The organism is Lysinibacillus sp. FSL K6-4013 (assembly GCF_038630435.1).
GTDB lineage: Bacteria > Bacillota > Bacilli > Bacillales_A > Planococcaceae > Lysinibacillus > Lysinibacillus boronitolerans.
On record NZ_CP152031.1, the window covers coordinates 2,138,182 to 2,161,516 of the forward strand.

28 protein-coding genes, 2 pseudogenes and 1 other annotated feature are annotated in these 23,335 nt (G+C 33.8%); of the genes and pseudogenes, 20 read left to right on the top strand and 10 right to left on the bottom strand.

The features are described 5' to 3' along the window. Positions 1-173: 173 nt before the first annotated feature. From MHB39_RS10495 to MHB39_RS10515, 5 genes are all read left to right on the top strand, one after another. Positions 174-671: an ATP-binding protein gene (locus MHB39_RS10495; protein ID WP_342546634.1), complete on the top strand. Its 498-nt coding sequence runs from the start codon at positions 174-176 to the stop codon at positions 669-671. Between the two features lie 158 nt (positions 672-829). Continuing rightward, positions 830-1,081: a binding site (T-box leader), on the top strand. A 78-nt stretch (positions 1,082-1,159) separates the two neighbouring features. Beyond that, complete coding sequence (locus MHB39_RS10500) at positions 1,160-2,521, top strand: amino acid permease (RefSeq protein ID WP_036080840.1); 1,362 nt, start codon at positions 1,160-1,162, stop codon at positions 2,519-2,521. A gap of 150 nt (positions 2,522-2,671) precedes the next feature. Continuing rightward, positions 2,672-3,142 carry a peptide-methionine (S)-S-oxide reductase gene (locus MHB39_RS10505; protein ID WP_342546637.1) on the top strand — a complete coding sequence of 157 codons (471 nt, stop codon included), beginning with the start codon at positions 2,672-2,674 and terminating at the stop codon, positions 3,140-3,142. 438 nt (positions 3,143-3,580) lie between these two features. Then, complete coding sequence (locus MHB39_RS10510) at positions 3,581-3,961, top strand: DUF4830 domain-containing protein (protein ID WP_342546639.1); 381 nt, start codon at positions 3,581-3,583, stop codon at positions 3,959-3,961. 94 nt (positions 3,962-4,055) lie between these two features. Beyond that, positions 4,056-4,217 (top strand): hypothetical protein, encoded by a 162-nt coding sequence (locus MHB39_RS10515; protein ID WP_342546640.1) that lies wholly within the window; start codon positions 4,056-4,058, stop codon positions 4,215-4,217. A gap of 186 nt (positions 4,218-4,403) precedes the next feature. Here the strand turns inward: MHB39_RS10515 and MHB39_RS10520 are convergent, their stop codons facing one another. Then, positions 4,404-4,901, bottom strand: coding sequence for a polysaccharide biosynthesis C-terminal domain-containing protein (locus tag MHB39_RS10520; protein ID WP_342546642.1), 498 nt, complete (start codon positions 4,899-4,901; stop codon positions 4,404-4,406). A 173-nt stretch (positions 4,902-5,074) separates the two neighbouring features. Between MHB39_RS10520 and MHB39_RS10525 the strand changes: the two genes are divergently transcribed. The 6 genes from MHB39_RS10525 to MHB39_RS10550 all read left to right on the top strand — a co-directional run bounded on the left by MHB39_RS10525 (position 5,075) and on the right by MHB39_RS10550 (position 8,656). Then, complete coding sequence (locus MHB39_RS10525) at positions 5,075-6,106, top strand: S66 peptidase family protein (protein WP_342546644.1); 1,032 nt, start codon at positions 5,075-5,077, stop codon at positions 6,104-6,106. A 266-nt stretch (positions 6,107-6,372) separates the two neighbouring features. Beyond that, positions 6,373-6,573, top strand: a complete 201-nt coding sequence (locus tag MHB39_RS10530; RefSeq protein WP_342546645.1) for a hypothetical protein — start codon at positions 6,373-6,375, stop codon at positions 6,571-6,573. Positions 6,574-6,748: 175 nt separating this feature from the next. Further along, positions 6,749-7,036: an RNA polymerase alpha subunit C-terminal domain-containing protein gene (locus tag MHB39_RS10535; RefSeq protein ID WP_258861021.1), complete on the top strand. Its 288-nt coding sequence runs from the start codon at positions 6,749-6,751 to the stop codon at positions 7,034-7,036. Positions 7,037-7,054: 18 nt separating this feature from the next. Then, complete coding sequence (locus tag MHB39_RS10540) at positions 7,055-7,615, top strand: DUF4256 domain-containing protein (protein ID WP_258861003.1); 561 nt, start codon at positions 7,055-7,057, stop codon at positions 7,613-7,615. Positions 7,616-7,842: 227 nt separating this feature from the next. Beyond that, positions 7,843-7,983, top strand: coding sequence for a DUF3953 domain-containing protein (locus MHB39_RS10545; RefSeq protein WP_274517284.1), 141 nt, complete (start codon positions 7,843-7,845; stop codon positions 7,981-7,983). Positions 7,984-8,455: 472 nt separating this feature from the next. Then, positions 8,456-8,656 carry a hypothetical protein gene (locus MHB39_RS10550; RefSeq protein WP_004228479.1) on the top strand — a complete coding sequence of 67 codons (201 nt, stop codon included), beginning with the start codon at positions 8,456-8,458 and terminating at the stop codon, positions 8,654-8,656. 172 nt (positions 8,657-8,828) lie between these two features. Here MHB39_RS10550 and MHB39_RS10555 read toward each other — a convergent pair whose 3' ends face one another. Further along, positions 8,829-9,086, bottom strand: a complete 258-nt coding sequence (locus MHB39_RS10555) for a hypothetical protein (protein WP_244205647.1) — start codon at positions 9,084-9,086, stop codon at positions 8,829-8,831. A gap of 850 nt (positions 9,087-9,936) precedes the next feature. Here MHB39_RS10555 and MHB39_RS10560 point away from each other — a divergent pair. Further along, entirely contained in the window at positions 9,937-10,875 is a 939-nt protein-coding gene (locus MHB39_RS10560; RefSeq protein WP_342546651.1) for an AAA family ATPase, read from the top strand. An 11-nt stretch (positions 10,876-10,886) separates the two neighbouring features. Further along, the gene (locus MHB39_RS10565) at positions 10,887-11,270 is read left to right on the top strand and encodes a hypothetical protein (protein ID WP_342546653.1); all 384 of its coding nucleotides are present in this window, start codon (positions 10,887-10,889) and stop codon (positions 11,268-11,270) included. A gap of 80 nt (positions 11,271-11,350) precedes the next feature. Here the strand turns inward: MHB39_RS10565 and MHB39_RS10570 are convergent. The 8 genes and pseudogenes from MHB39_RS10570 to MHB39_RS10605 form a co-directional block, all read right to left on the bottom strand. Then, positions 11,351-11,830 (bottom strand): annotated as a pseudogene (locus tag MHB39_RS10570) (site-specific integrase); the annotation flags it as partial. 229 nt (positions 11,831-12,059) lie between these two features. Next, a complete protein-coding gene (locus tag MHB39_RS10575; protein ID WP_342546656.1) occupies positions 12,060-12,275 on the bottom strand; it encodes a hypothetical protein in 216 nt (71 codons plus the stop codon). A gap of 219 nt (positions 12,276-12,494) precedes the next feature. Beyond that, entirely contained in the window at positions 12,495-12,866 is a 372-nt protein-coding gene (locus MHB39_RS10580; RefSeq protein WP_342546659.1) for an XRE family transcriptional regulator, read from the bottom strand. An 89-nt stretch (positions 12,867-12,955) separates the two neighbouring features. Next, a complete protein-coding gene (locus MHB39_RS10585; protein WP_342546661.1) occupies positions 12,956-13,417 on the bottom strand; it encodes an ImmA/IrrE family metallo-endopeptidase in 462 nt (153 codons plus the stop codon). A gap of 85 nt (positions 13,418-13,502) precedes the next feature. After that, positions 13,503-14,960 (bottom strand): hypothetical protein, encoded by a 1,458-nt coding sequence (locus MHB39_RS10590; protein ID WP_342546662.1) that lies wholly within the window; start codon positions 14,958-14,960, stop codon positions 13,503-13,505. A gap of 23 nt (positions 14,961-14,983) precedes the next feature. Then, a complete protein-coding gene (locus tag MHB39_RS10595) occupies positions 14,984-16,057 on the bottom strand; it encodes a nucleoid-associated protein (RefSeq protein ID WP_342546664.1) in 1,074 nt (357 codons plus the stop codon). Between the two features lie 203 nt (positions 16,058-16,260). Next, positions 16,261-16,611 carry a DUF3883 domain-containing protein gene (locus MHB39_RS10600; protein WP_342546666.1) on the bottom strand — a complete coding sequence of 117 codons (351 nt, stop codon included), beginning with the start codon at positions 16,609-16,611 and terminating at the stop codon, positions 16,261-16,263. Between the two features lie 497 nt (positions 16,612-17,108). Continuing rightward, positions 17,109-17,465, bottom strand: a complete 357-nt coding sequence (locus MHB39_RS10605) for a helix-turn-helix transcriptional regulator (protein ID WP_342546668.1) — start codon at positions 17,463-17,465, stop codon at positions 17,109-17,111. A 453-nt stretch (positions 17,466-17,918) separates the two neighbouring features. Between MHB39_RS10605 and MHB39_RS10610 the strand changes: the two genes are divergently transcribed. The 7 genes and pseudogenes from MHB39_RS10610 (at position 17,919) to MHB39_RS10640 (ending at position 23,311) form a co-directional block, all read left to right on the top strand. After that, a complete protein-coding gene (locus MHB39_RS10610; protein WP_342546670.1) occupies positions 17,919-18,098 on the top strand; it encodes a hypothetical protein in 180 nt (59 codons plus the stop codon). 198 nt (positions 18,099-18,296) lie between these two features. After that, the gene (locus MHB39_RS10615) at positions 18,297-18,410 is read left to right on the top strand and encodes an XtrA/YqaO family protein (protein WP_342546673.1); all 114 of its coding nucleotides are present in this window, start codon (positions 18,297-18,299) and stop codon (positions 18,408-18,410) included. Positions 18,411-18,511: 101 nt separating this feature from the next. After that, the gene (locus MHB39_RS10620) at positions 18,512-19,075 is read left to right on the top strand and encodes a hypothetical protein (RefSeq protein ID WP_342546675.1); all 564 of its coding nucleotides are present in this window, start codon (positions 18,512-18,514) and stop codon (positions 19,073-19,075) included. Further along, entirely contained in the window at positions 19,050-19,775 is a 726-nt protein-coding gene (locus tag MHB39_RS10625) for a hypothetical protein (protein ID WP_342546677.1), read from the top strand. The genes MHB39_RS10620 and MHB39_RS10625 overlap by 26 nt, the downstream gene beginning before the upstream one ends. A gap of 724 nt (positions 19,776-20,499) precedes the next feature. After that, positions 20,500-21,039: pseudogene (locus MHB39_RS10630) on the top strand (site-specific integrase). A gap of 1,064 nt (positions 21,040-22,103) precedes the next feature. Next, positions 22,104-22,535 carry a BrxA/BrxB family bacilliredoxin gene (locus MHB39_RS10635; protein WP_004228455.1) on the top strand — a complete coding sequence of 144 codons (432 nt, stop codon included), beginning with the start codon at positions 22,104-22,106 and terminating at the stop codon, positions 22,533-22,535. Beyond that, positions 22,523-23,311 carry a class I SAM-dependent methyltransferase gene (locus MHB39_RS10640; protein ID WP_258861012.1) on the top strand — a complete coding sequence of 263 codons (789 nt, stop codon included), beginning with the start codon at positions 22,523-22,525 and terminating at the stop codon, positions 23,309-23,311. The genes MHB39_RS10635 and MHB39_RS10640 overlap by 13 nt, the downstream gene beginning before the upstream one ends. Positions 23,312-23,335: the final 24 nt, after the last annotated feature.

A 23,335-nucleotide genomic window follows, 5' to 3' on the forward strand; every position in this document is an offset into this window, starting at 1 on the left:
TTGTGTTAGTGTTACTTAAGAAATGACGAAGAACGGATTTTGATTGTAGAATCCGTTTTTTCTTGTTATAAAGGCACAGCTTTCCTAGCAACCAAATACGAATAACCTGATTGTATAGTATAGTTTTACAAGGTGGGGTAACAACCAATAAAAAAGCTCGGAGGATTAAAAATATGAAGCAAGTGGGGACGCTCTACTTTTTCTGTGGAAAAATGGGAGCAGGCAAATCAACAAAATCACAACAAATGGCGAAAGAAAAAAATGCGGTACTTTTATCTGAGGATGAATGGCTCGCCTCTCTTTATCCCAATCAGATCACATCATTTGAGGACTATCTAAAATTTTCAGCACAGCTTAAGCCGATGGTGAAAAAGCATGTCCAAAACATATTGAGTGTTGGTACGAATGTAGTAATGGATTTTCCAGGTAACACTCAAAAACAGCGAAAGTGGTTTTTGGATTTAGCGTCAGAGATCAATGCAAACCATCAACTAATTTTCCTTAATTTAAGTAACCAGCAATGCTTACGTCAAATTGCGCAAAGGCGTAACGAACAACCCGAAAGAGCAGCTTTTGACACGGAAGCGACGTTTATTCAAGTCACTAAATTTTTTGAAGCACCAGAAGCTTCCGAGGGTTTAAATATATGGGAGTTTAGTGGAAAAGAATAACACAGATTTATAGTTCTTAAAGTAACAGGGATTTTACTTGAGGAACAGGGAGCTGTTTAGAAATAATTTATGCGGTTTATGAAGAATTTTTTTAAACTATATTGACAAACTATTTTTTTTCTGTAAAATGAAAAACAATTCAAAAATATTTGTATAGAACAAAGGCTATGAAAAGAAGTAGTATCAATTATTTTTACGAACAGAAAGTTACCGGTCGATGAGAGGTGCATGTAAAACAATTGAGAATTCATCTTGGAGCTGTGTACCGAAAGGATTATTCCAAGTAGGCTACGCCGGTAAGCACCCGTAATCATGTGCGAGAGTATCGTCAAATGACCGTACTTCTTAAGGTAAGTAATGTGAATTGCTTATAAATTAAAGGTGGTAACACGAGTTGAATCGTCCTTTTGGTTAATCCAAAAGGGCGTTTTTTTTATTCCTTTTTTGAACAAGTATTTGAAAATCTAAACGTATGAGGAGTAAGCATTATGAAAGATAATCATCAAGATTCACAACTAAAGCGGGAATTAAGTACGCGTCACATGCAATTAATTGCACTTGGCGGGTCCATTGGGGTCGGTTTATTTTATGGCTCTAGTTCAACCATTCAAATGGCGGGACCATCTATTTTACTAGCTTATTTAATTGGCGGGTTAGTAATTTTCACCATTATGCGTGCATTAGGCGAAATGGCAATAGCGGAACCTGTATCAGGCTCATTCAGTATGTACGCGAATAAATATTTAGGACGCTTTGCTGGATTCTTATCTGGTTGGACATATTGGTTCATGTGGATTGTCGTGGGCATGGCAGAATTAACAGTGGTCGGTGTCTATATTAACTACTGGTTTCCAGATATTCCACAATGGGTAACGGCCCTTGTCGTACTTGTTATGATGACGCTTGTAAACTTAGCAAATGTAAAAGCATACGGAGAATTCGAATTCTGGTTTGCGATGATTAAAGTTGTAGCAATTATCGGTATGATCGTTCTAGGACTAGCGATTATTTTCTTCGGTGTCGGTAACCACGGTGAAGCAATTGGCTTTGATAATTTATGGGCACACGGTGGCTTCATGCCAAACGGTTTCCATGGTATTTTAATGTCACTCGTATTAGTTATGTTCTCATTCGGTGGGGTTGAATTAGTGGGTATTTCTGCAGGGGAAGCAAAAAATCCTAGCAAGTCCATTCCTTCAGCGATTAACAACATCGTTTGGCGTATTTTAATTTTCTACATTGGGGCATTAGGCGTTATGATGGTTATTTATCCTTGGAACGAAGTTGGCTCAGAAGGTAGCCCGTTCGTTCAAATTTTTGATTACGTTGGTATCCCAGCTGCGGCTCACATTATTAACTTTGTCGTCATTACTGCAGCAATGTCAGCATTTAATAGTGGCTTATACGGTTCAGGACGTATGCTACACAACTTATCGGTACAAAAAAATGGTCCAGCGTATTTTAAAGCAGTAAGCAAAAACGGTAGTCCAAGTCGAGGGATTTTATTTTCTTCAGCTATGCTATTAATCGCGGTTGTCTTAAACTATATAGTACCTGAAAAAGTGTTCATCTATATTTCTGCTGTTGCGACGGTTGCAGTTATTACAAGCTGGATGATTATTTTATTAGCACAATTGAAATTTAGAAAGTCAAAAACGAAAGAGGAAGTAGCCAAGCTGAAATTCAAAATTCCGCTTTATCCACTTTCTACGTATATTGCGATTGCATTCTTACTAATGGTTATTGTGTTAATGGCCTTTATTCCAGATATGCGTGTTGCGCTATATGTCGCACCTGTTTGGTTTTTCATCTTATTTATTGGCTACAAAGTAATACATGTTAAAAAGTAGTTACAATTCATTTAACTAATACTTCTACAGCGCAGATAGTTTGTTAAGAAATCCTTTTGGTATACTCGATTCGTTACACTTATCGCCTTCCTTTATGAATAGGTTCATAATAAAATTGATCTGTATTTAGACAAAAAAAGGAGGGGCATGATGGAAGTAGTATATTTGGCAGGTGGATGTTTATGGGGCGTACAAGCTTTTATAAAAACGCTACCAGGAGTTACGTTTACAGAAGCAGGTAGAGCTAATGGGACTAGTCGTACGCTTGAGAGTGATTATGACGGGTACGCTGAATGTGTAAAAACAGGGTTTGATCCAACAGTTGTAACCATTCGAGATTTAATGGGCTATTTATTCGAAATCATTGATCCTTACAGTTTGAATAAACAAGGACAGGATGTTGGCGAGAAATATAGAACGGGCGTATATAGTGAAAATCCTGAGCATTTAAAAGAGGCGAAGGCATTTCTTAGAGAGAGAAGTGATTACGAGCTTATAATGGTTGAAGTGCTGCCCCTTACAAACTATGTCAGAAGTGCAGAGGAACATCAAGAAAGATTAACCAGATGCCCAAATGATTATTGTCATATTCCCGTAGAAATTTTAAATAAATATAAATAACGGAATTTACGAGACCTTTCTATGTTATTAGTGCGTCATTTGGATGATCAGGTTATGTATTTGCTAAAACGCAGAAAATTAGAAGGAAATGATAAGTAGCGTAAAAGGGCTAGTGCGTATGTAGCTAAACCCGTTCTGTAGGCTTTTTCCAAACTGAATCATTCAAGTAAATAAGAGAGACAGCTATTTGTAAACATTATTTCTATTAATGATAGTTAGAATTAGGAAAATAGTGAATTGGTATATAATGTTTGAACAATATATTATCAAATCAGTACATCACTAAAATAATAGTGGTGTACTTTTTTTCTGTTATATGCAGAATTTTTTCCATATTGTAGAAAAGTTTTGCCAAACTTCGCTTTGGTAGCTTTTTAGAGGAATAAAAGTCTGTTTTATCGAAATACTTTAGTAGTTAAAAGTGAATAGGAGGGAATTATGAAAAAAATAACGATGATTCTGTGCATTCTGTTTATTTTAACAGCTTGTAACAATGAAAGTATTAACGAAAAACATAGATTATATTTAGAAGAGTTAGGTTGGTCAATTAAATCCTTTGACACAAAGGAAACACGCGAAATATCTAAGGATTCTTTAGCGTTTAATGACTCTTATCAGTTTTCTTTTCTTGAGAAATATGTAGGTAAAGAGTTAGATGTAACTACTTATGAATTAAATGAGAAAGATATTGAAGGCGATAATATTCAAGCTATCTTATATGAGTATAATGGAGAAATCATAGGCTCTGTTGGAAAAACAAAGAATGCGACACCAGGTATAGTAAATCTTGAAGATAAGGACATAATAACCAATGAATAACGTTCCCAATGAAAGTTTGGATGGGATACACACTTAAGAGGGTTTAGTTATTCCATTAAAGGGCGCTTTTCTGAAATAAGGAAAGCGTCTTGATATGTCAACAGATTTATATGCAAAAGAAACTTTACAAAATTTGGCTCAATTAAAGGAACTTGCTCTGGAACAATTAAAAGCTTTTACGTTGGCACTGACGAATAGACTGTACAACAGCACACAGACAAGCATTCCTCCAATTACAAGCTTGAGCAGTGAATGAAGCAAGCGCTGCTTTGACTTTGAAACCGTATGGGTAAGAGTGAGATTCTCCTCCTTTGATTAAATCATTCTTTCCAAAGATGCCCATTATATCTCGGATTTTGCGATGTGCTACGTACCTATCATCTTAATAAAAAGAGTGTAAGGAGGTCTGAGCCGAACGTTGGTTCATATAATTTCCATTTAGTTAGCGATACCTTCTAAAGCTCCCCCTTCCCAAAAATCGTAGCAGCAAGAATAAGGCAATGCATCCTAAAAAAAATAGTATGCTGCCGAGCGATTGCATGGTTCTTGATTCTATACCGATGTACAACAGAAAGTTTTCGAACGGAACGTTAAGAAAGCCTATTGACGCAAGAAAAATTAAATATGCCAATAACGTCATTACAGGGAACGCGCCTTTGCATCTTTTTTGTATAATGAGCGCATTCCAGAGGAGGGATGTTATTTCCAAGATAAAAGCGCTAATCGCAACACCTGCATAACCGAATCCCGGTATTGCCGTTAAATGATAAGCGGCGATGGCAGAACAAATAAGGCCTACTAGTAAACCAACTAGGGGAGCCTTTTTTTGATCAGCCGCCCAAAGGATCGTTGTCGTTAGCTCCCGCATGCCGGCAATAAGAGGAGCAAAAGACATGTAGCGTATTGCTTCGGTTGCCTCTTGACTACCCACAATTAGCATAGATAAATATCCTCTATTCCACAATCGGGCGCGATTGTGGAATAAAATCATTTTGTGCAATGTTACCAAACAAGGATTTAATAGCTTATTTCACATAAATGATAGACTATTTAAAAATTTCCATTAATATGTTATTTTTAAATGAAATTAAATCTAATTTGAGGTGTATTTATATGTTATTAAAGCCAAATAAACTCCAGCAAGGAGATTATATCGCCACAATTAGTCCTTCTTGGGGAGGTGCTGGAGAACCAGAATTAAAATGGCGTTATGAACAAGGCGTAAAAAGACTTGAAGAGGTTTTTGGACTGAAAGTTATAGCAATGCCAAATAGCTTGAAAGGTGCAGATTATTTAGACAAAAATCCAAAAGCACGTGCAGAGGACTTAATGATGGCTTTTAAGGACCCCAAGATTAAAGCTATTATTGCAAATATTGGTGGAGATGATAGTGTTCGTTTACTCCCTTACATTGATTTTGAGGTGATAACTAAAAATCCTAAAATTTTAATGGGTTACTCAGATGTAACGATTGCTCATTTATTTTGTTTGAAGGCGGGTATATCTTCATTTTATGGACCAGCAATTTTAACCGATTTTGCAGAAAACGTTGAAATGCACTCATATACCGTTCAATCTATTCAGAAAACGCTATTTTCTAATGAAGTAATAGGTGAAATTGTTCCTTCTGTAGAATGGACAAGTGAGCATTTAGATTGGATAGAATCAAATAAAAATCAAAAACGCACAATGCAACCTAATAAAGGATACGAATTGCTGCAAGGTAAAGGTATAGTACAGGGACGTTTAATAGGAGGGTGCATTGAAGTATTAGAGTTTGCTAAAGGAACCGTGCTATGGCCTGAAGAAAAATACTGGGAAAATTGCATTCTTTTCTTTGAAACATCTGAAGATCAACCGGAGCCTAACCTACTTAGATATTGGTTGAGAAACTACGGTGTACAAGGTATTTTACAAAAAGCAAACGGAATTATATTTGGTAAACCACAAGATGAAAAGTATTGCGAAGAATATAAAGAAGAGATTTTAAAAGTGTTGAAAGAATTTAACTTGGAGGATACACCAGTTCTATACAATATGAACTTTGGACATACCGAACCAAAATTCATTCTACCTCTTGGTGCATTAGCAGAAATTAATTGTAATACAAGCTCTTTTACTATTTTAGAAAACGCTGTACTGTAAGATGTTAGCGGCTTTTTGGGACGAATAAGGATATTCAATAATCGGACGCGATTGTGGAGCAACACAGGTAGAAAATAATCAAACGTTTTCATAATAACCTAACTTAAAACTGCTAAAGAAGAATCCCTTTTGATCAAACTTTTTTCAAAAGGGATTCTTCTTGCTCTTACACATAACTCTTGGTATAGACACTGAACAAAGCTATGAAGCAAGAGGATTTAAGCCTTAATTCTCCAAAAGCAAGACATTGGTATGTGACAAATCGAATGAGATTGATTAAGGAAACAACACAATCTGAGGGTCAACTTGCTCAGAAAATGGCTGAGCTTGTTGTATATATGGCGCGGAGAAGAAATATTGAACGTTTACGAACATTTTTTTACTGTGGAAGAGGAAAAAAGAATCAAGTCGATACTGTCAAAATTCCTTCTTTTGTTATGAAGAAATACAAGAGGGCAAAGATATAGCTGACTTGTTTGAGGCGCTGGAGAACATTAAATGATAGAAACAAGAAGTTGCTAAGTCAGTAAATGTGGCACCAACTTCAAAAGAGCGTGAATTGATGAAAAATTCAAGTGTCCCTTTTCAATACCTTTGAGGAAATATGATAAAATGAACAAAAGCATAAGGTTTGGAGGGATGATATTGGCAGAAAAAAGGTTAAAAGTTTGTGAAAAAGGACATAAATTTTACAAAAGCACAGATTGTCCAAGCTGCCCTACCTGTGATCAGGAAAATAAACCAAGTAGTGGCTTCCTTTCCAAACTGAGTTCACCTGCAAGAAATGCATTAGTGCACGCCGGTATTGATACGTTGGAAAAACTAGCTATGTACACGGAAAAGGACATCTTAAAAATGCATGGTATTGGACCAGCCTCCTTACCGATTCTGAGATCATCATTGAAAGAAGAAGGCTTGTCATTTAAATAAGTGAGGGGGAAGACAACAATGTCAACGAAAGAATTATCACAAGAGCAAACCGAGGAACTAATTAATACTTTGCAAGTTCGCTTCGAGAAAAATACATCTCGTCATGAAGGGCTTGACTGGGCAAATGTCCAAGTTAGGCTAGAGGCTAATAAGGAGAAACTATGGTCGCTCCACGAAATGGAAGCAACAGGCGGTGAACCAGATGTAGTTGGCTATGATGCAAACACGGACGAGTTCATTTTCTACGATTGTTCTGCGGAAAGTCCTAAAGGTCGCAGAAGTTTATGTTATGACCGTGAAGCGTGGGAAGCTAGAAAAAACCACAAGCCTGAAAATACGGCTATGGACGTTGCCAAGGAAATGGGCATAGAGCTGTTAACAGAGGAGCGATATCGCCAACTACAGGAGCTTGGCAAGTTCGATTTAAAAACATCAAGCTGGGTACAAACACCTGATAACATTCGCAAACTCGGCGGTGCTATCTTCTGCGATCGTCGCTATGACATGGTCTTTATGTACCACAATGGCGCAGAATCCTACTACGCGGCAAGAGGCTTCCGTGGATCGTTAAGAGTTTAAAAAATAAAGGCATATGTCCGATCTGCGGATGAGCATATGCCTTTTTCTATGGAAATGTAGTTATGCCAATGTCTTTCTAGGTAGCTATAACCTTTAGTTAGTGTATGATAAACTAAAAGTGGAGGTGGAAAGTTATGTTAAATTGTTTAAAAATTATTTTTTCCATCACAGGCATATCTCTCGCAGTTTACGGACTAATCACCCGAGATTTCCAATTGAATTACCTCATGATATTGTTCTTAGGCTTTTTCATGTTCACGCTAGGTATTCAAGAATTTCAAAAACAGCAAACAGTTTATGGTTGGTTTCTAATGGGGGTATCTATATTTTCAATCTATGTGTCCGTTCAAAGCTTTGTCTTGATTTAAAGGAAGTGGAGTCTGTTAATTGTTGTCAATCAGTTTAATGAAAGCTGGAAGCGCTTCTTCGTTCAAAGAGTACATATCATTTAGATAAAATCGCCCTCTATTTGAGCTTGTGTAATAAATCACTTCCAACTAATAGAATGGACCTTCATCTGTAAGGGATTCAGTTAAAATTTGCATGGCATTTTTTATTCTGTCAATGTCCTCAGCATGTTCAATTGTTCGTCACTTTACCTCACGATATGCCCCTTGTCCCATCACAATTATTTTTTGGATTTCATCAGGAAATGCAAATGTTTTTTCCTCCGTTTCATTACACGCTACAAGCAATAACAAAATGAATAATAAGAATATCTTCTTCTTCTTCATTATTTTCCTAGATATTTTATAGATTTGATGGGGGGACCCGCTCATCGCTCATACCAGATATTCATATGTTATAATTTACATAAATTACATAAAATGAGGTGATATGATGGAGAATGAAAAATTAGTTTGCAAGGCTTGTGGTCGAGATAAATTTACGACTGGACAGGTGGGTGGTACTACAAGCCAAGGCAATATACGACCTATTGGAGCAATTATGGCGGTAGGGTCACCACTCCAAATGACTTTTTGTAAAAACTGCGGGGAAGTTGCTTCATTTAAAGTGGTAAAACCACAGAATTTTAAATAATCGTTGAAAGGGTCACTGATAGGAAAGTGATCCTTTTTATATAGTGGACGTTTAAAAGGGGATAAGGATTTAAAAGCATACATATGTTCGAATTTGGTTAATTGAATACCATGATATGAAACCTGTCTTACAAGACAAAACACCCTCTAATAGGTTAAAGGGTGTTTAAAAACTAGATAGAATTTCGATAAGCTCTCAAAGTTGAATGTAAGTTTGAATTCGAACTTGAGATTGATTTTTTATAGTTATACATACCTAATGGGCTTAAATGATTAGAACTAGATCCTAATAACCCTTGCTTTACTGCGCTTTTTAACGTTTCAATTTGTTTGCTAGATAGTTTAGAAGTTTTACTTTCTTCAAGAATTTTATTTACATTATTTATTTTTTCTTGATTCTCTTTCGATGTAGCTTTAACTTCCTTGCTCATTTGTCGCGTCAACCCATAATACTTAGACGAGGACTTTCGTGACATTAAATATTGCATAGTAGAGAAATTGGTCGTCATCATGATAAATTATCACCTTCCTAATTACATTTTTAGTTCCATAGTTGTTATCGTACTGAACTTGAAAATATTTAGTATATTTACTTTTTTTAGTAATTGATTTTCAGGCTTTATTATCTAGATTGAGGGAAAGAACAGTGATAGTTAGTCTATGTGAATACATGGAACATTCCATCAAGTATGATGCAGGACTCTTTTTCCTTCCAGTTATTTTACAAGTACTTTCATTCGTTTTCTTTATTGCAGATTATAAAGTAAAAGTTATACATGGAAGTCACATTCCTCCCGAAAACCCACGAAATCAGGAAAAGCATGTCTTTGTACATTCACAGAAAACCTTGCTATAATAAGGTTTGCGAATACATATGAAAGAGGGTAAAAGCATGAACGCTTATGATGAATATAAGCGTTCATGCTTTTTTGGTTCCTTGGTATATCAAGGTTTGTAGAGGATAAATGAGGTTGATTTTTGAAAAAAGTCACGGAAAGTAAACATTTATTTTACGTTTATTAATTAGGTTTAAATAAATGTAGAATAGAGTATTAAAAAGCAGTTTAATGATATAGTTATAATTAACTGTTAGTATTATAGAATTTGATATATTTTAATTATATAATGAAAATTATATTTTTATTATATAAAATAAGTAAATGCTAATTAAAATCTCTAATTATATCATTTAAAATTATTAAGTAAGATTGATATTTGATATACAACCAATTTCCTATATTATAAAATTTTGTTATATTGTAAAAAATAGGAGGTAATATAATGGGGAAAGTGGTTAGTATTATCAATTGGAAAGGTGGAGTAGGAAAATCTACTTTAACTTTACATCTTAGCGCAGGTCTAAGAGCTTATCAAGGTAAGAAAGTTTTAATGATTGATCTGGATCCACAATGTAATCTTTCATTCCTTGCAGTTGGTGTAAGTGGATATGTAGAAAAAGTTTATGATGAGCGAATAAAAACTCTTAAAGACTTATTTGATAGTTATTTTAATGATACTATTTACAATAGAGAGGAAATTATTCATGCAGAGCTGGTAAATGCAGAACCAGGTTATGTATATAATAATTTAGATATGGTTTTATCACATCAAGAATTGGTTTTGGTAGATTTACAACTTGCACGAAATCGAAAAGCAGGAAAAGATCATAAAGAAGACACGAAAAATGAAATTGAGAAACTATCGATTATCCATAATTTGTTGAAGGATATTAAGGATGAGTATGACTATATTTTATTAGATTGTCCACCAAATGTTAATATAGTTACTCAAAATGCTTTTTACGCAAGTGATTATTTTGTAATACCTGCTATTCCAGACTTTTTATCTACAACAGGTATTTCTTTAATTGTGGATTATATGGAGAAATTTAACAAAAGTTTTAAGGGCATGCATGACTATGCTGAAATTGCAGAAGCGTACATTGAAACTGAATTTGCTGGTATTATCTTCAATATGGTCGATGAATATGGTGGTAGTCCTAAACAAACACATTTGGATACTATAATTACTGTTAAGTCTCAACATCCAGGAATGGTTTTTGAAAATTATCTAACAGATGGGGACGGCATATCTGCTGCTGCTTCAGTTAATCTACCTGTTTATGCAGTTAATAGTCTGCCTAGATCGCAACCAAATGCAACTAAACAAACGGACTATTTACAATCAATCGTTGCAGAATTTAGTACTAAACTGAGATGAGGTGGAAACTTTTGAAAGCTTCAGAGTTATCTAGTATTACATTGAAGATTAGTAAGATTTTAAAGGTTTATGGAGAAACAGAGATTGAAGATGTTTTGGACGATATTCTTCAATTAGTAGAGAATAATCGTAAGGAGAATAATAAAAATATTATAACTAAAGAAGAGTTACCTTTTGAAACACAAATGATAATAGAGAATTTGAAGAATATGAGGATATCAGAAATTGAAATGTATTTATCAAATCAACCAAAGAAAATTCTCTTGGAAATAGCTGATCAACTGTATATTTCTACTAACAGCAGACAAACTATAAAAAATCTAATTTACAGTATATCTAAATATTTCGAAAGAAATAAGATTGATCATATGATAAGAGTAGACAGACACGAATAATCCTCTTGAATATAAACCATAGATAGATTTACAAATAAAATGGAGATACTAAAGTATCTCCATAGGCCTATTTTTGATATTCAATCCATCAATAATTCCGTAAACTTGGCGTGCATTTTCTCCGATTCATTGGCGCGCATTCCAGATGTAACATGTAAATAAATCTTAGTCGTTGTCTCAGAGTTTTTGTGGTCGACACGATTCATGATGAAGTTCAAATCGACACCGGCCTCTGCCGATAGACTAATATGTGTATGGCGGAGGATGTAGGTGCGGAATTGTTTGTTGATGTCAGTAAGGGCACCGAGGCGTCGGACGGTTTGGTTGAGCATCTTGACGGTAGGGGGGATGCCTTCTTTGTCACCGAATACAAATTCATACCTTACCCATTCACGATCTTCACGCCATTTATAAAGCTGTTTCAGTTTTTCTACAACAATATCATCAAAATTCACAGATCGGATACTACCAAATGTTTTTGGTGGTGTAAGTTCAAAGTCACCACGCACACCATTTTTCGCATATACCGTTTTGTTGATGTGAATAACCTTCTTCTCTAAATCGACATCCTCTTACTTAAGGGCAACAGCTTCTCCTGGACGCATACCTGTGAAGGCGATTGTATAAATCAAAGTTCGATACATGATATTACGGTGCTTGTCCACATAGCTTAAAAATTCCTTCAATTCATCTGATTCTAGATAAAGCTTTGATGTTTCCTCAGTAGTACTTCTTCTAATGTCATTTTCTTTTTCGGTACAAAAGTAGCTGCTACAGGGTTTATCTCAATTAATCCAATTTCTTTTGCATAGGCAAAATCATTTTGGCGGCATTGTGAGTGCCACGCAGTGTATTAAATGCGGTACCATTTTCAAATAGGTGATTGAGCGCACCTTGTAATTCGATCGTTGAGATTGCAGTTATTTTCTGTTTCGCTAAGTAACGATTGAGTAGGGAAATACAGTAAGCACGATGTTCATTTGTTGTTTCCTTATTGCCTTTCATCCGATAGAGCTTCAACCAATCTGGCTAAATTTATCAAACGTTATCTTTGCATCGAAGGTATGTGCTTTCTTTAGCTCAGCAATAGCCTTTTCTACTCTTTTACGAGCTTCGCCTTTACTTTTACCACGACGTGTAATTTGACGTCGTTTACCAGTGGAAGGGTTACGAGGGCCCTCACCAGTACAACGCCATGTTGTCTTATTATTTCAACGAAATGCACTAGATGTCACCACCTTCATGAAATACATCCCAGATTATTTTTAGCTTCTCAACATCTTGCTCATTGCGGTGGGCAAGAGATTTATACCATTGCTGTAATGAGGGATTTTGAGCAAAAGGTTCTTTTAATGCTGGATTATAAGAAGGATCATCTGAAAAGCCTGCCACTTCAATCAACTTAAAATAATCATATTTATAGGCGTAAGTGATTCGTTGTAGGGTCTCTGGTGTTGGTTTAATAGGATTACCAGTCCGACGATCCGTTCCTCTTTCAAGTATAGCTAAGTAAGAATAAGTAATGTCTATCCGCTTTGCTGCATCACGTAAACTCTCATCACCACGTAATTCTTTTAATAATTCACCTAAGCTCAAACCATTCACCTTCATTTCAATAATTTTTGAATTCCTATATCATTCTATTTCCAACTATAAAATAGAGTCATTTGAGCACCTATTCCAATTCAGCATAAGTTCTTTTTACTGTAGTACTGTTCCATTCGTTTAATGGCAAAATCATATTCCACATTAAATTGCTGCTGCACATATTCAACATTAAGATTACACGGCTCTATCTCATCCAGCATGAAAGAGGGAACACAAGCATGATACATAAAGTTGTTTGCCTTGTTCTCTTGGTACTCAAGGAATAGGGGGGACATACGCCCTTGATGCCCACTATTTAATAGTACGTGTGCTAGCTCATGGCAAAAATCTTGCCATTGTTGCTGGTCTGACAGTTTTTCATTTAAAAATATGTATACTTGTTCTTTTAAAAAGAGTGCTTGACTCTTATCAGCCCAATAAAATAATTGAATACCCAAATGTAAAGTGATTTTATGAAAATTGAGTTGATGAGGAGTTAATATGTCCATTCGTACAAATAGTTCTTCGATAAAATCTTCTGTATGTGTTGTGTATTTCAATGAAAAACCTCTCCAAGTTATTTGTTTAAGAACGTATGTTCTGTATACGTATACTATAAAACCCCACCAAATGTGAAGTGAGGTTTTAAGAAGTTAAAGAAATAACTACCATTTTTATATATGATGATAAAAGATTTTTTATTTGAGGTCCAAAGGTCAAGATAATGGATAGAACAAATAATAAAAATAATTCAGCTATCCAAGCTTGCATGTATAATCGGAACGTTTGTTGCACTTTATTAATATTATAGGAAAAATGTCTCTTGTTGAATATTTTATTTAGTTCAGAAGGGTCGAAAAAGTCCTTGTAAATAGATTTAATTGCAAAGAAATAGCGTATATTTATTTTAATATCTTTCTTTAATTGGTAGGCCGTTAGCCAAAGGTAGGATGAAGATATAAGTAATACAACAAATGATATAGCGAAAGTATGCTTAGTAAACACAGTGGTTTGTTTAAAAGAAACACTATTAAAAATAAAAAGTGAAATGAAGTAGCTTAAAAGAGTGAGATTATTATTTTTAAAATTTGTAATTATTAATTGATTCATCTCTTTTACTTTAGTGGTAAGCTCGGTGTTTAATTCAGCAACCTTGTTTTTTGTTTCAATATATTTTTCAACATTCTCTTTTAAGTAGATCTTGTAAGAAGTAATAATGGACGAATATGCGTCTTCATCTAAAGTAAGATGCTGATCTGTATATTTTAAGTATCTAGAAATAATATTTCGTGCAATACCTACTTTATCCTCTATACTTCCATTACCATTTTCAAATATCCAGCGATAAATATTAAAAAAAACTTCCCCATTGTATAATTTGTGTGAAATTGGCATTGATATATCGATCTTTTTGTATCCCAGAATTTTAAAATGTAAACCCATTTTATCTAACTCAGCCCAATCAGCAATAAAGGCAATACTTAAAAAGAAAGAAATTCTATCAAAAATTTGTTTTAATGGAAGTAAATCTTCTGAACAAGAATTTACTTGAAAATCTTCAGGAATAAAGTTAAAGTTTGAAATTCCAGAGTTATTTGATGAGAGATTCAGATTTTCTAGTCTTTCTTTTTTGTTTAAATCACTAATTTCTTTATTTGTTTGAAATGTACTAAATAAATTGGTAGAAAAAGTATATTTTGTGTCTTTACTAAATGATACTACAATTTTTTTTTCAGAATTATTAAATCTGCTGAAAATAGCTAAAACTTGTCTGAGTGATAATTCATTTAAATAAGTAATAAACAAATGGATATCGTAGATGTTAAGTGTATCTTTATTTTCTTTAATTATCTCAATTTTGATAATTGTTTCCGAATCATCTTCTATGTACTCGTTTAATGATAAAATTTTATCAATTATTTCTAAACTATCTATAGTGTAGGAGTCAGGGTCAATACCATCAATAGTTACGATGACCCTTAATCTATCATTTATATATAATGATTGATAAAAAGGGAGAATATGATTTTCTTCAATTTTAGCGCCTGACGTAAGTAAAACTTCTTTGGAAAACAAATCTAACGTTTCTTTTGAATTATTCATAATTGCCCCCTTATTACATTTAATTATTCTTGTTGTTCTTTTTGAACATCATTAAATTCAAATGACTTATATATTGTATCACTTTCAATTTTTATTTCTAGAATTTTCTCACCTTGAGTATTTTTAGTAGCCTTTATTATGTGTCTTAGATTTTCGATATGCCCGTTTGTTCTTAATTCAATTTCATCAGTTACTTTATAAGTCTTTTTAAATCTCGCTTTTATTTCATTTGGCACAATTGTAAAATGCGTGTCGAACTTTTCCTTTTCTAATAATTTCTTGACTTTATCCTTAACATTTTCCAAATTTACTTGGGTGTTTTCCATTTCGTAATTACCAAAGACATAATCAATCATATTTTCAAAGTGAAATGAGGGTTGTTTTTTAAAATAACCTACTAATCCATTTCTTAGTTCTGTATAATCACTAGGAGCTTGTGTTTTCAGATTTTGACTCAGGATTCTTTCAATTGCGGTAAATGCATTTTTAGTATTTTTTTCATCTGAGGTTAACTCAGAGGCCTCTAAAAAGTCATCAGACCAATATTTAGCTATAGTTGATCCACTATCTGTAACAGTGATTTGTACCTCTAGCTCTTCGGTATCTTCAAGTTGGGTAATACAAATAACTGCTGTTTTAAGTGCTTTTTTATTAATAGGTAGCCCACTCTGAATTTTAAGATGAACATCTTCCAGAAAATCAACCGTTTCAATTTTGGCTAAAGTAATTAATAACTCATCTCCCAAATTATCAGCAGTTATTATAAGGCTTCCTTTTCTTGGGTGCTGCATATTAGGGTATTTAGAGACTGTCTCTTTTTCAGCCAATAATAGTCTCTCTGCTATTTTTATACAATTGCTAGAAAAGATGTTCTCTATAGATTCAGAGTTTAACTGATTAAAAATATCCATAACATATTCGAAAAGAGGGGTAGTAGAATTCTTGAAAGCAAAGGATCTCTTATTTGGGTTAACTTGAGTTTCTTGAATAAGTTGTTTAACATAACTTATAGCATCATTAGTATTAACTTCTCTTTGTGTAGTGGATGAAGCATTACTATCAATATAATGAAGTGAAGCAAATTGTGTTACTGTCAATTTTATTACCTGCTCTCATTTTTTATGTAAGTTTATAAACCAAGAATAAATTTATCAATATGATTCTTTATTAAATATCTATTTATTTGTTTGAAACCCCGGTTATTAAATAAGAAGTTGGTCGTATATTAAATTTCTTTTCTAATAACTCATCTTTCGTAGAGTAGTTTTCAAATCCTTTTATTTCAAAAATTTCGGGGTTTTTACTTCCTACTCCTAAGACGCTGGCTATGCGAATTCCCTTTATGCTCTAGAAGTTTATTTAACTCATTATCTGAGATTTCAAAGGGGGAGCTTTGACTAGTACTTTGTGTACCTTTTACTTCTATAAAGATTTCTGATGGCGTTTGTTTTTCATAATCGTATGCTATAAGATCATAACCATATCCATGACCGTTTTTTTCGGTGGTATTAACATTAGTTTTGGTAATGAGTCTAACTTTCTTCTCAAATTCTTCTCCAAACTTCTCTTTAACTTCCTTTTTGTAGAATTTCAAAGCGATTTCTTCAGCTATGTCACCAACTAATTGCCTATGCTCTAAAGATTTATTCAAATCTTCATTAGAAGTTATGTTGTCTCTTTTACTTCTTCTACCTGTTTTATTAGTAGACTCTTCGTGATTTTCTTTGAAAGTATTTGAGGTTTCAATATCCTCTTTGTACTGTGGCTTTATTTGTTTTCGGATTTAAAGTAATTTCTTTATTCATTATGGCAATCCAAGGAACAAAGGATCTGCCTCCCTGTGAGGTTTAGCATCTACTATCAATTTTTTATCAGCTTTAATATTGTTTAAGTCTCTAAGTTTTGGGGATTTCTTTCGTTATTAGATTGTCTATATGTGTAGTATTTTGGTTCACTATTGCGTTAAGTGTTCATGAATTAATATTTTCATTTACTCACCATCAATTAGTTTTTAATTTTTTACAAATAAATAGTTATGTTGACTTGTGTAAATATAACTAGAAAAGCGATAAAAAAATATACATAATACATTTATGTTTGATTTTCCTATTATAGGTTTGTTTTAAGGACATGCCATTGCAGCATGTCCTATTTATTCTCATTTTTAATGATTTCCCAAATGTTGCGAAGCTTGCGTACTGCTTCTTCATCTGATTCAGGAAGCTCCCTGTAAAATACATTTAATTCTGGATCATTAGCAAAGGCTTGAAAAGCAGCTTCGTTTTTTTCTTGTTGTGTATTTGCGGGATTGTCTGTACGTCCGAGAAGGTAATCCGTACTTACTTCAAAGTAATCAGCTAATTTAGCTAGTGTTGAGTTATCAGGTTCACCTAAATTATTTTCATATTTTGCATAGCCTTGTCGTGTGATCCCAAGTAAATCAGCTATTTCCTGTTGGGTCTTACGTTGCTGCATTCTTAAGGCTTTTAATCGAATTGATAGCATTGTAATCCCCTCTTAATTTAGTAAATATTAAATAATTTTTATTATAACGTAACTATGAGTTGCTGTGTGCAACCAAAAGTTGCTAAAAGTATTGACTGCAACAAATAGTTGCTTTGTGTTGAGGTTGTTAGATAACTAAATGTTACTTTTAAGGAGAGGTGAAGCGTGAGAGAGAAATTAATTAAACTTCGTGGAGATAAAACATTAACAGAAGTTGCACGAGGTCTTGAAATAACAAGATAAATGTTAAGTGCCTTTGAAGTAGGTGTAAGAACAACTTCATTAGAATTACCTCGAAAAATTGCTATTTACTATTCAACCACAATTGAAGATATTTTTTTGAATCTGAACGTAACTAAGTGTTACTTGGTTCTGTGAAATAGAAGCAGCCTCTGGAAAGGGGCTAAGAGGAATTATTTATACAACATACATCTAACTTTGAGGGGATGAGGGATGTTGAAGGTAGTTAATGTAAATATTTATGATATCATTTGTTTTTCTTTTGATCCTGTATATATGGCATTACAACAACTTGTGGGTGATGAAGAAATGTTTATCGATAAATTTTACGAAATCGAAAATGGAAACATGTATGAATGCTTTATCAAAAAAGAGAGTGCTATCAAATTCTAAACCATTTAATCATGACCAATTAAAAAAGCTATGGCGGCAACCATAGCTCTTCAATAATAAGGCTTCGCCCTTGCTATCAGTAAAACTAATATAGCATAAGGGGAAAGCATTTATGCGTTTAAAACAACTAGAAATTTCGAATGAAGGTATGCTACAAGTCGACATTATGATACTACCCCTGAAAACTGCATCATTGTTTTGTCAGAAGGGATTGCAAAATTTTCTGAGCTTCCAGCACATGCTAAGACTAAGATTGTTACTTATCAAGGGAAGGTAAAGCGGGTTGAATTTGATGAGGGGGAGGAGCTTTAGACTTAATTTTCTTCCCTTTAAAAATCATTTAACTAATAAATATTGATATAATAGTATTAAATAGAATATATTACTATTTTTAATATTGGGGGAAAACTAATTTGAACGATAGAAGTATCAATATATTAAAGAGAACAAAAAATAGTTCAGTTAGCTATATTAGGGCAATTGAAAAGCAATTTCTAAAAAGGAATACAGTAGAAGAACATGTGGAATTTTTAAAAACATTTAAGAAATTTCATAGTAATGATGAAATTATATTTCTAAAAAATGCTCTTAAAAGTGAGAATTCTATTTTTAATATTTTGATACAAAATATAACTAATGTTTTAATTGCGATGGCAACAGCATTTGTGGCTACTTTTGGAACTTTGTTAGTTATTATCTTTAATTTCTATAATGTCCATTTAGGGGTAGTAATGGAGGAGATTAGCAGTGGGAGTTCCACTACTAATCTTACAGGTGTATATGATAATTTTGCAGAAATAATTATTTTATCAACTAATTTAATAATGCCATTATTTGGATCGTTTTTTATTTTTGTATGTATTGTAATTGTAATTTTAGTGAATGTGAGATATAGGAAGATAACTAAGTATATAGGTTGGTTAGAAACTATTATCAAAATGGAGTGTGATATTGAAGAGTATGATAAAAAACAATAAAATTTTAAATGTAATGTACATAGGTTATTTTTATATTATTTTTTATTTATGCACTATGATATTTATGAAAATTGAAGGTAATAAAAGGTTGTTGTTTTTATTAATAGTCCTTTTTTTATTAATTATATATAGAATGATAATATCTGAGAAATTTGAAAAGTTAGTTGATAAAACAATGTCTTTTTATGGAACCTTCTCTTTTATAGCGCTGTTATCAATTATTTCTGTTTTATTAGGAACGTGGATACTCGAAAGAATATCGAAACTCTTTGATTATTTTGATATTGATATTTTTATAGAAGAAAACATTAAAAATTTAGCATTTTTTATTGTAATTATTATATCTATATTGTTCTTTATTATATATAACGTATTTAAATTATCAATCGAATATTTATATAAAATAGAGATTAGAGGGAAAAAAATAATAGAAATAAATGATAGACACGAAAAATATTTTGCAGGATGGACTGTATTTGCTGGTTTTATACCAATAATGACAAATATGATGTTATTGTCTATGCAAGAAAAAACAGAAGTGGTAAAAGAATCTTTTGAGAAAAGTCAAAAGTCAGAAACTCTAACCACAACATTACTTATGAATGAAACAAATAATATTATTTTATTATTATTCTTTGTATGTTTGACACCTTATCTTTATTTCTTATTCAATGGAATACCTAAAACAACTAAAGAGTGAAGTTTTAACAACTCATCGTAAATATGATAAGATTTAGTATTTAACTAAAGGCTGGAACATTCTATTCTTAGGTAAGAAAAATGTATTATAAGACAAAAAAGAGATGAGGAAGTTTGATGCACAGAATTTCTACAGAAGAAGAAAAAAATTTTTATAATAAAATAAAAAAGGTCTATGGTGGAGAAAACTACATTGTTAACAAAAAATATAAATTTCGGTTGATATGATTTATAAATATTATTTACAAAATCCACTTTATTATCATTACTTACATTGTTTAGATAGAAGTGATAATTATATTTCAAGTATTTCATTAGAAAATATATACTCTAAGGAACAAATTGAAAATTTGATAAATCAATTAGAGCAATACTTAATGCGAGAATCTCAAAAGCAGTCAGTTTCTACAGCAAGTGAAGCAGTAGGATTTTCTACTTTAGCGATATTGATAAGTTTTAGTGGTTCTGCAATTATTGAATATTCTTCAAAACTTACTTTATGTGTTCTTTTTTACTATTAGTTCAATTTTAGTTTATTCTAGGGATTTTTGGAAAAATAATGGAGTCTTTAAAAAAACTGATAATGTCATTGCGTTATTACAACATTTTAAATAAAATTATTTGGAGGATGACAAATGATAATGGCAAACGCTGTTGTCACTTGTTGTCCCTTTTTTATTTCTTTTAAAGTGAATTTTTAAAACTCAAAGAAGGAGGAACCGTAAATGAATTTTGTACAGCCAATACGTGATTCAGAATATATCCGTGAAATCAAAAAGTATTTGTTTGTTTGGAACTACCGTAATTACATGTTGTTTGTTGTAGGGATTAACAGAGGTCTTCGTATTTCTGACATCTTGCTTCTAAAAGTGACAGATACACAGAAGCCTTACTTATGGTGGAGAAGAAGGCAAAAAGGTGGGACGTATTGAAATGACCCCGCAATTGAAAAGAGAACTAAAGCAATATGTAAAATGCAAGGAAGAACATGAATATTTGTTTAGAGTCGTGAAGGTGTTAATAAACCCATCAGTCGTAGTATAGCATACAAGATATTAAATAAAGCAGCATCCTCTGTTGGACTTGAAGAAAATATAGGCACTCATACTTTAAGGAAAACATTTGGCTGTCATTTTTACAAACAGACAAAGGATGTAGCCTTGTTACAAGAGATACTAAATCATTCATCACCTAAAATTACATTGCGTTACATCGGAATTAACCGAGATCAAATGGACAAAGCGATGAAGGATTTTAGGATTTAAATTTTCTGTTTTAGTTCACTTTAAAAAGTAGTGAGGAACTGAATTCTATGAAATTGCTCAAAGCATTGTGATAAATGGTATTAAAACTATGTAATGAGTTTAACATAATATACATTGAAGTGAACTAAAAGGGGCAAAAAGAGGAATGGAGATCATTTAAGAACTATGCGGATTTTTTACGCATGATAGATATCGTAAAAGCAGAGATTGAAATGTTATAAGTAGATAAAGAATATTGGATAGGCAAGAATGGACATTTGCCATTTGCTCAATAGGTGCAGGAAAGTATGGATTAGTTATTGCTTCACAACGCACAGATCGTTTGAACGGTCGTATTGCATCCCTTATCAAATGATTGAAAAGGAGATTCGTGAAAACATGGAAAAGCTAGAAGGCTTAGAATATAGAATAGCTAAATGTAGATGTTTTCAATGGGTTAGGGCTATTTCTTTTTTTCCATATGTACACCTTTAAACTTCCCGCCAGAAGTTTTTTGTTTCATGAAACGCCCTGTATTTGTATCGCGTTTGATGTAGTTATCATTAGGTCCTTTGAATTGACTGCGATCTGTAACTGCACAAAGCGGTGATTACCTGCATTACCAGCCATGATATCACCTTCTTTTGAATATATTACCAGTTAATATATAGAGTTTAGCAACTAAAGCATCTGTTACTTAAATAAGAAAAAAGTTATATACTCACTCTTATTGAATAAATAATATTGCCAAAACGATTCATAATAAATATTTAGAAAAATTCTTAAGTCTATTATTTTCAAAGGTCTTATTTAAAAAGAATTTGATTCATAAATGTTAAAGCTTGATTCTGGGCTTTTTAAGTTCCATGAAATAAGTTACTATGATTGTATATATTCCATTTTTTAGGTGTGCAACGACCCCGAATAAAACAACTACCCGTTACACAAAAAAGTCACCAAAATCACAAAAAAGTCACATTCCCCCCCGAAAACCCCCGAAATCAGGCGAAAAGCATGTCTTTGTACATTCACACAAAACCTTGCTATAATAAGCTTTGCGAATACATATGAAAGAGGGTAAAAGCATGAACGCTTATGATGAATATATGAAGCAGGTTGTGAAGCCGATGCGTGAGGAGCTTGTGGAGGCTGGTTTTACGGAGCTGACGACTGCGGATGCGGTGAATGAATTTATGGCGGAGACGAAGGGAACTTCGTTAGTGGTGATTAACTCGGTTTGTGGTTGTGCGGCAGGGCTTGCTCGTCCAGCGGCGCGTGAGGCGATTGCAGCGGTGAAGCCAGATCATCTTGTGACGGTGTTTGCGGGACAGGACCCAGAGGCGACTGCGGCGATGCGTGGTTATTTTGAGGATGTGCCACCTAGCTCACCATCTATGGCGATTTTAAAGGATGGGGAGTTGGCTTACTTTATCCCACGTGAACAAATTGAGGGATTCCCTGTGGAGCAGATTGTCTCTCATTTAACTGGCGTGTTAGAGCAAACATGCGAGAATTAAAAACGATTGTGACGACAGCGGGCAGACCAGACGATGTATCGATGGCGCTCGCTGCTTTTGCGTGTCAAGAATTAGGTGCTACGTTTGAGCCACGAAACAAGCGCTCTGTTCGCAAGATTTCACAGGAGTTACAAGCACATGTGATCGTGGCGGGCAAGAATCGCTTCGAGTATTATGCCTATGGGGCGCAGGAGCCGTTTTTCTTTCACCCCAATTCTGCGGCGTTTCGATTAAAGCGTGTGGCCCGAGGTGAGGCAGAGCCTTTTTTGGAAGCGGCACAGCTTCAACTGGGGGATTCGGTGTTGGATTGTACATTAGGTTTAGCTGCAGATGCCATGTTAGCGGCTTATACAGTGGGTGAAGCAGGTCGTGTTGTGGGACTGGAAGCGAATCCAAATGTAGCGTTTATTGTTAGACAGGGGATGCAAGCCTATGATACATCCGAGCTACCGTTAACTGCCTGTATGCGACACATCGAAGTAATACAGTCTGAGGCTGTTCGCTATTTGAAAACCCTACCAGACAATGCATTTGATGTAGTCTATATGGACCCGATGTTTGAGAAGGTTATTGAAGAGGCCAATAATTTTCAGGCACTACGGCTAGCAGGGGAGCATGTCACATTAACCGATGAATGGGTTAATGAAGCCAAGCGTGTAGCGAAAAAGCGTGTGGTGTTAAAGGCACATTTTCGCTCAGAGTGGTTTGCGACCTATGGCTTTCAGCAGTATGAACGGATCACTGCAAAATTTCATTATGGTGTGTTAGAGGTATAGAGGCTTGTTCTTGAGACAAGCCTT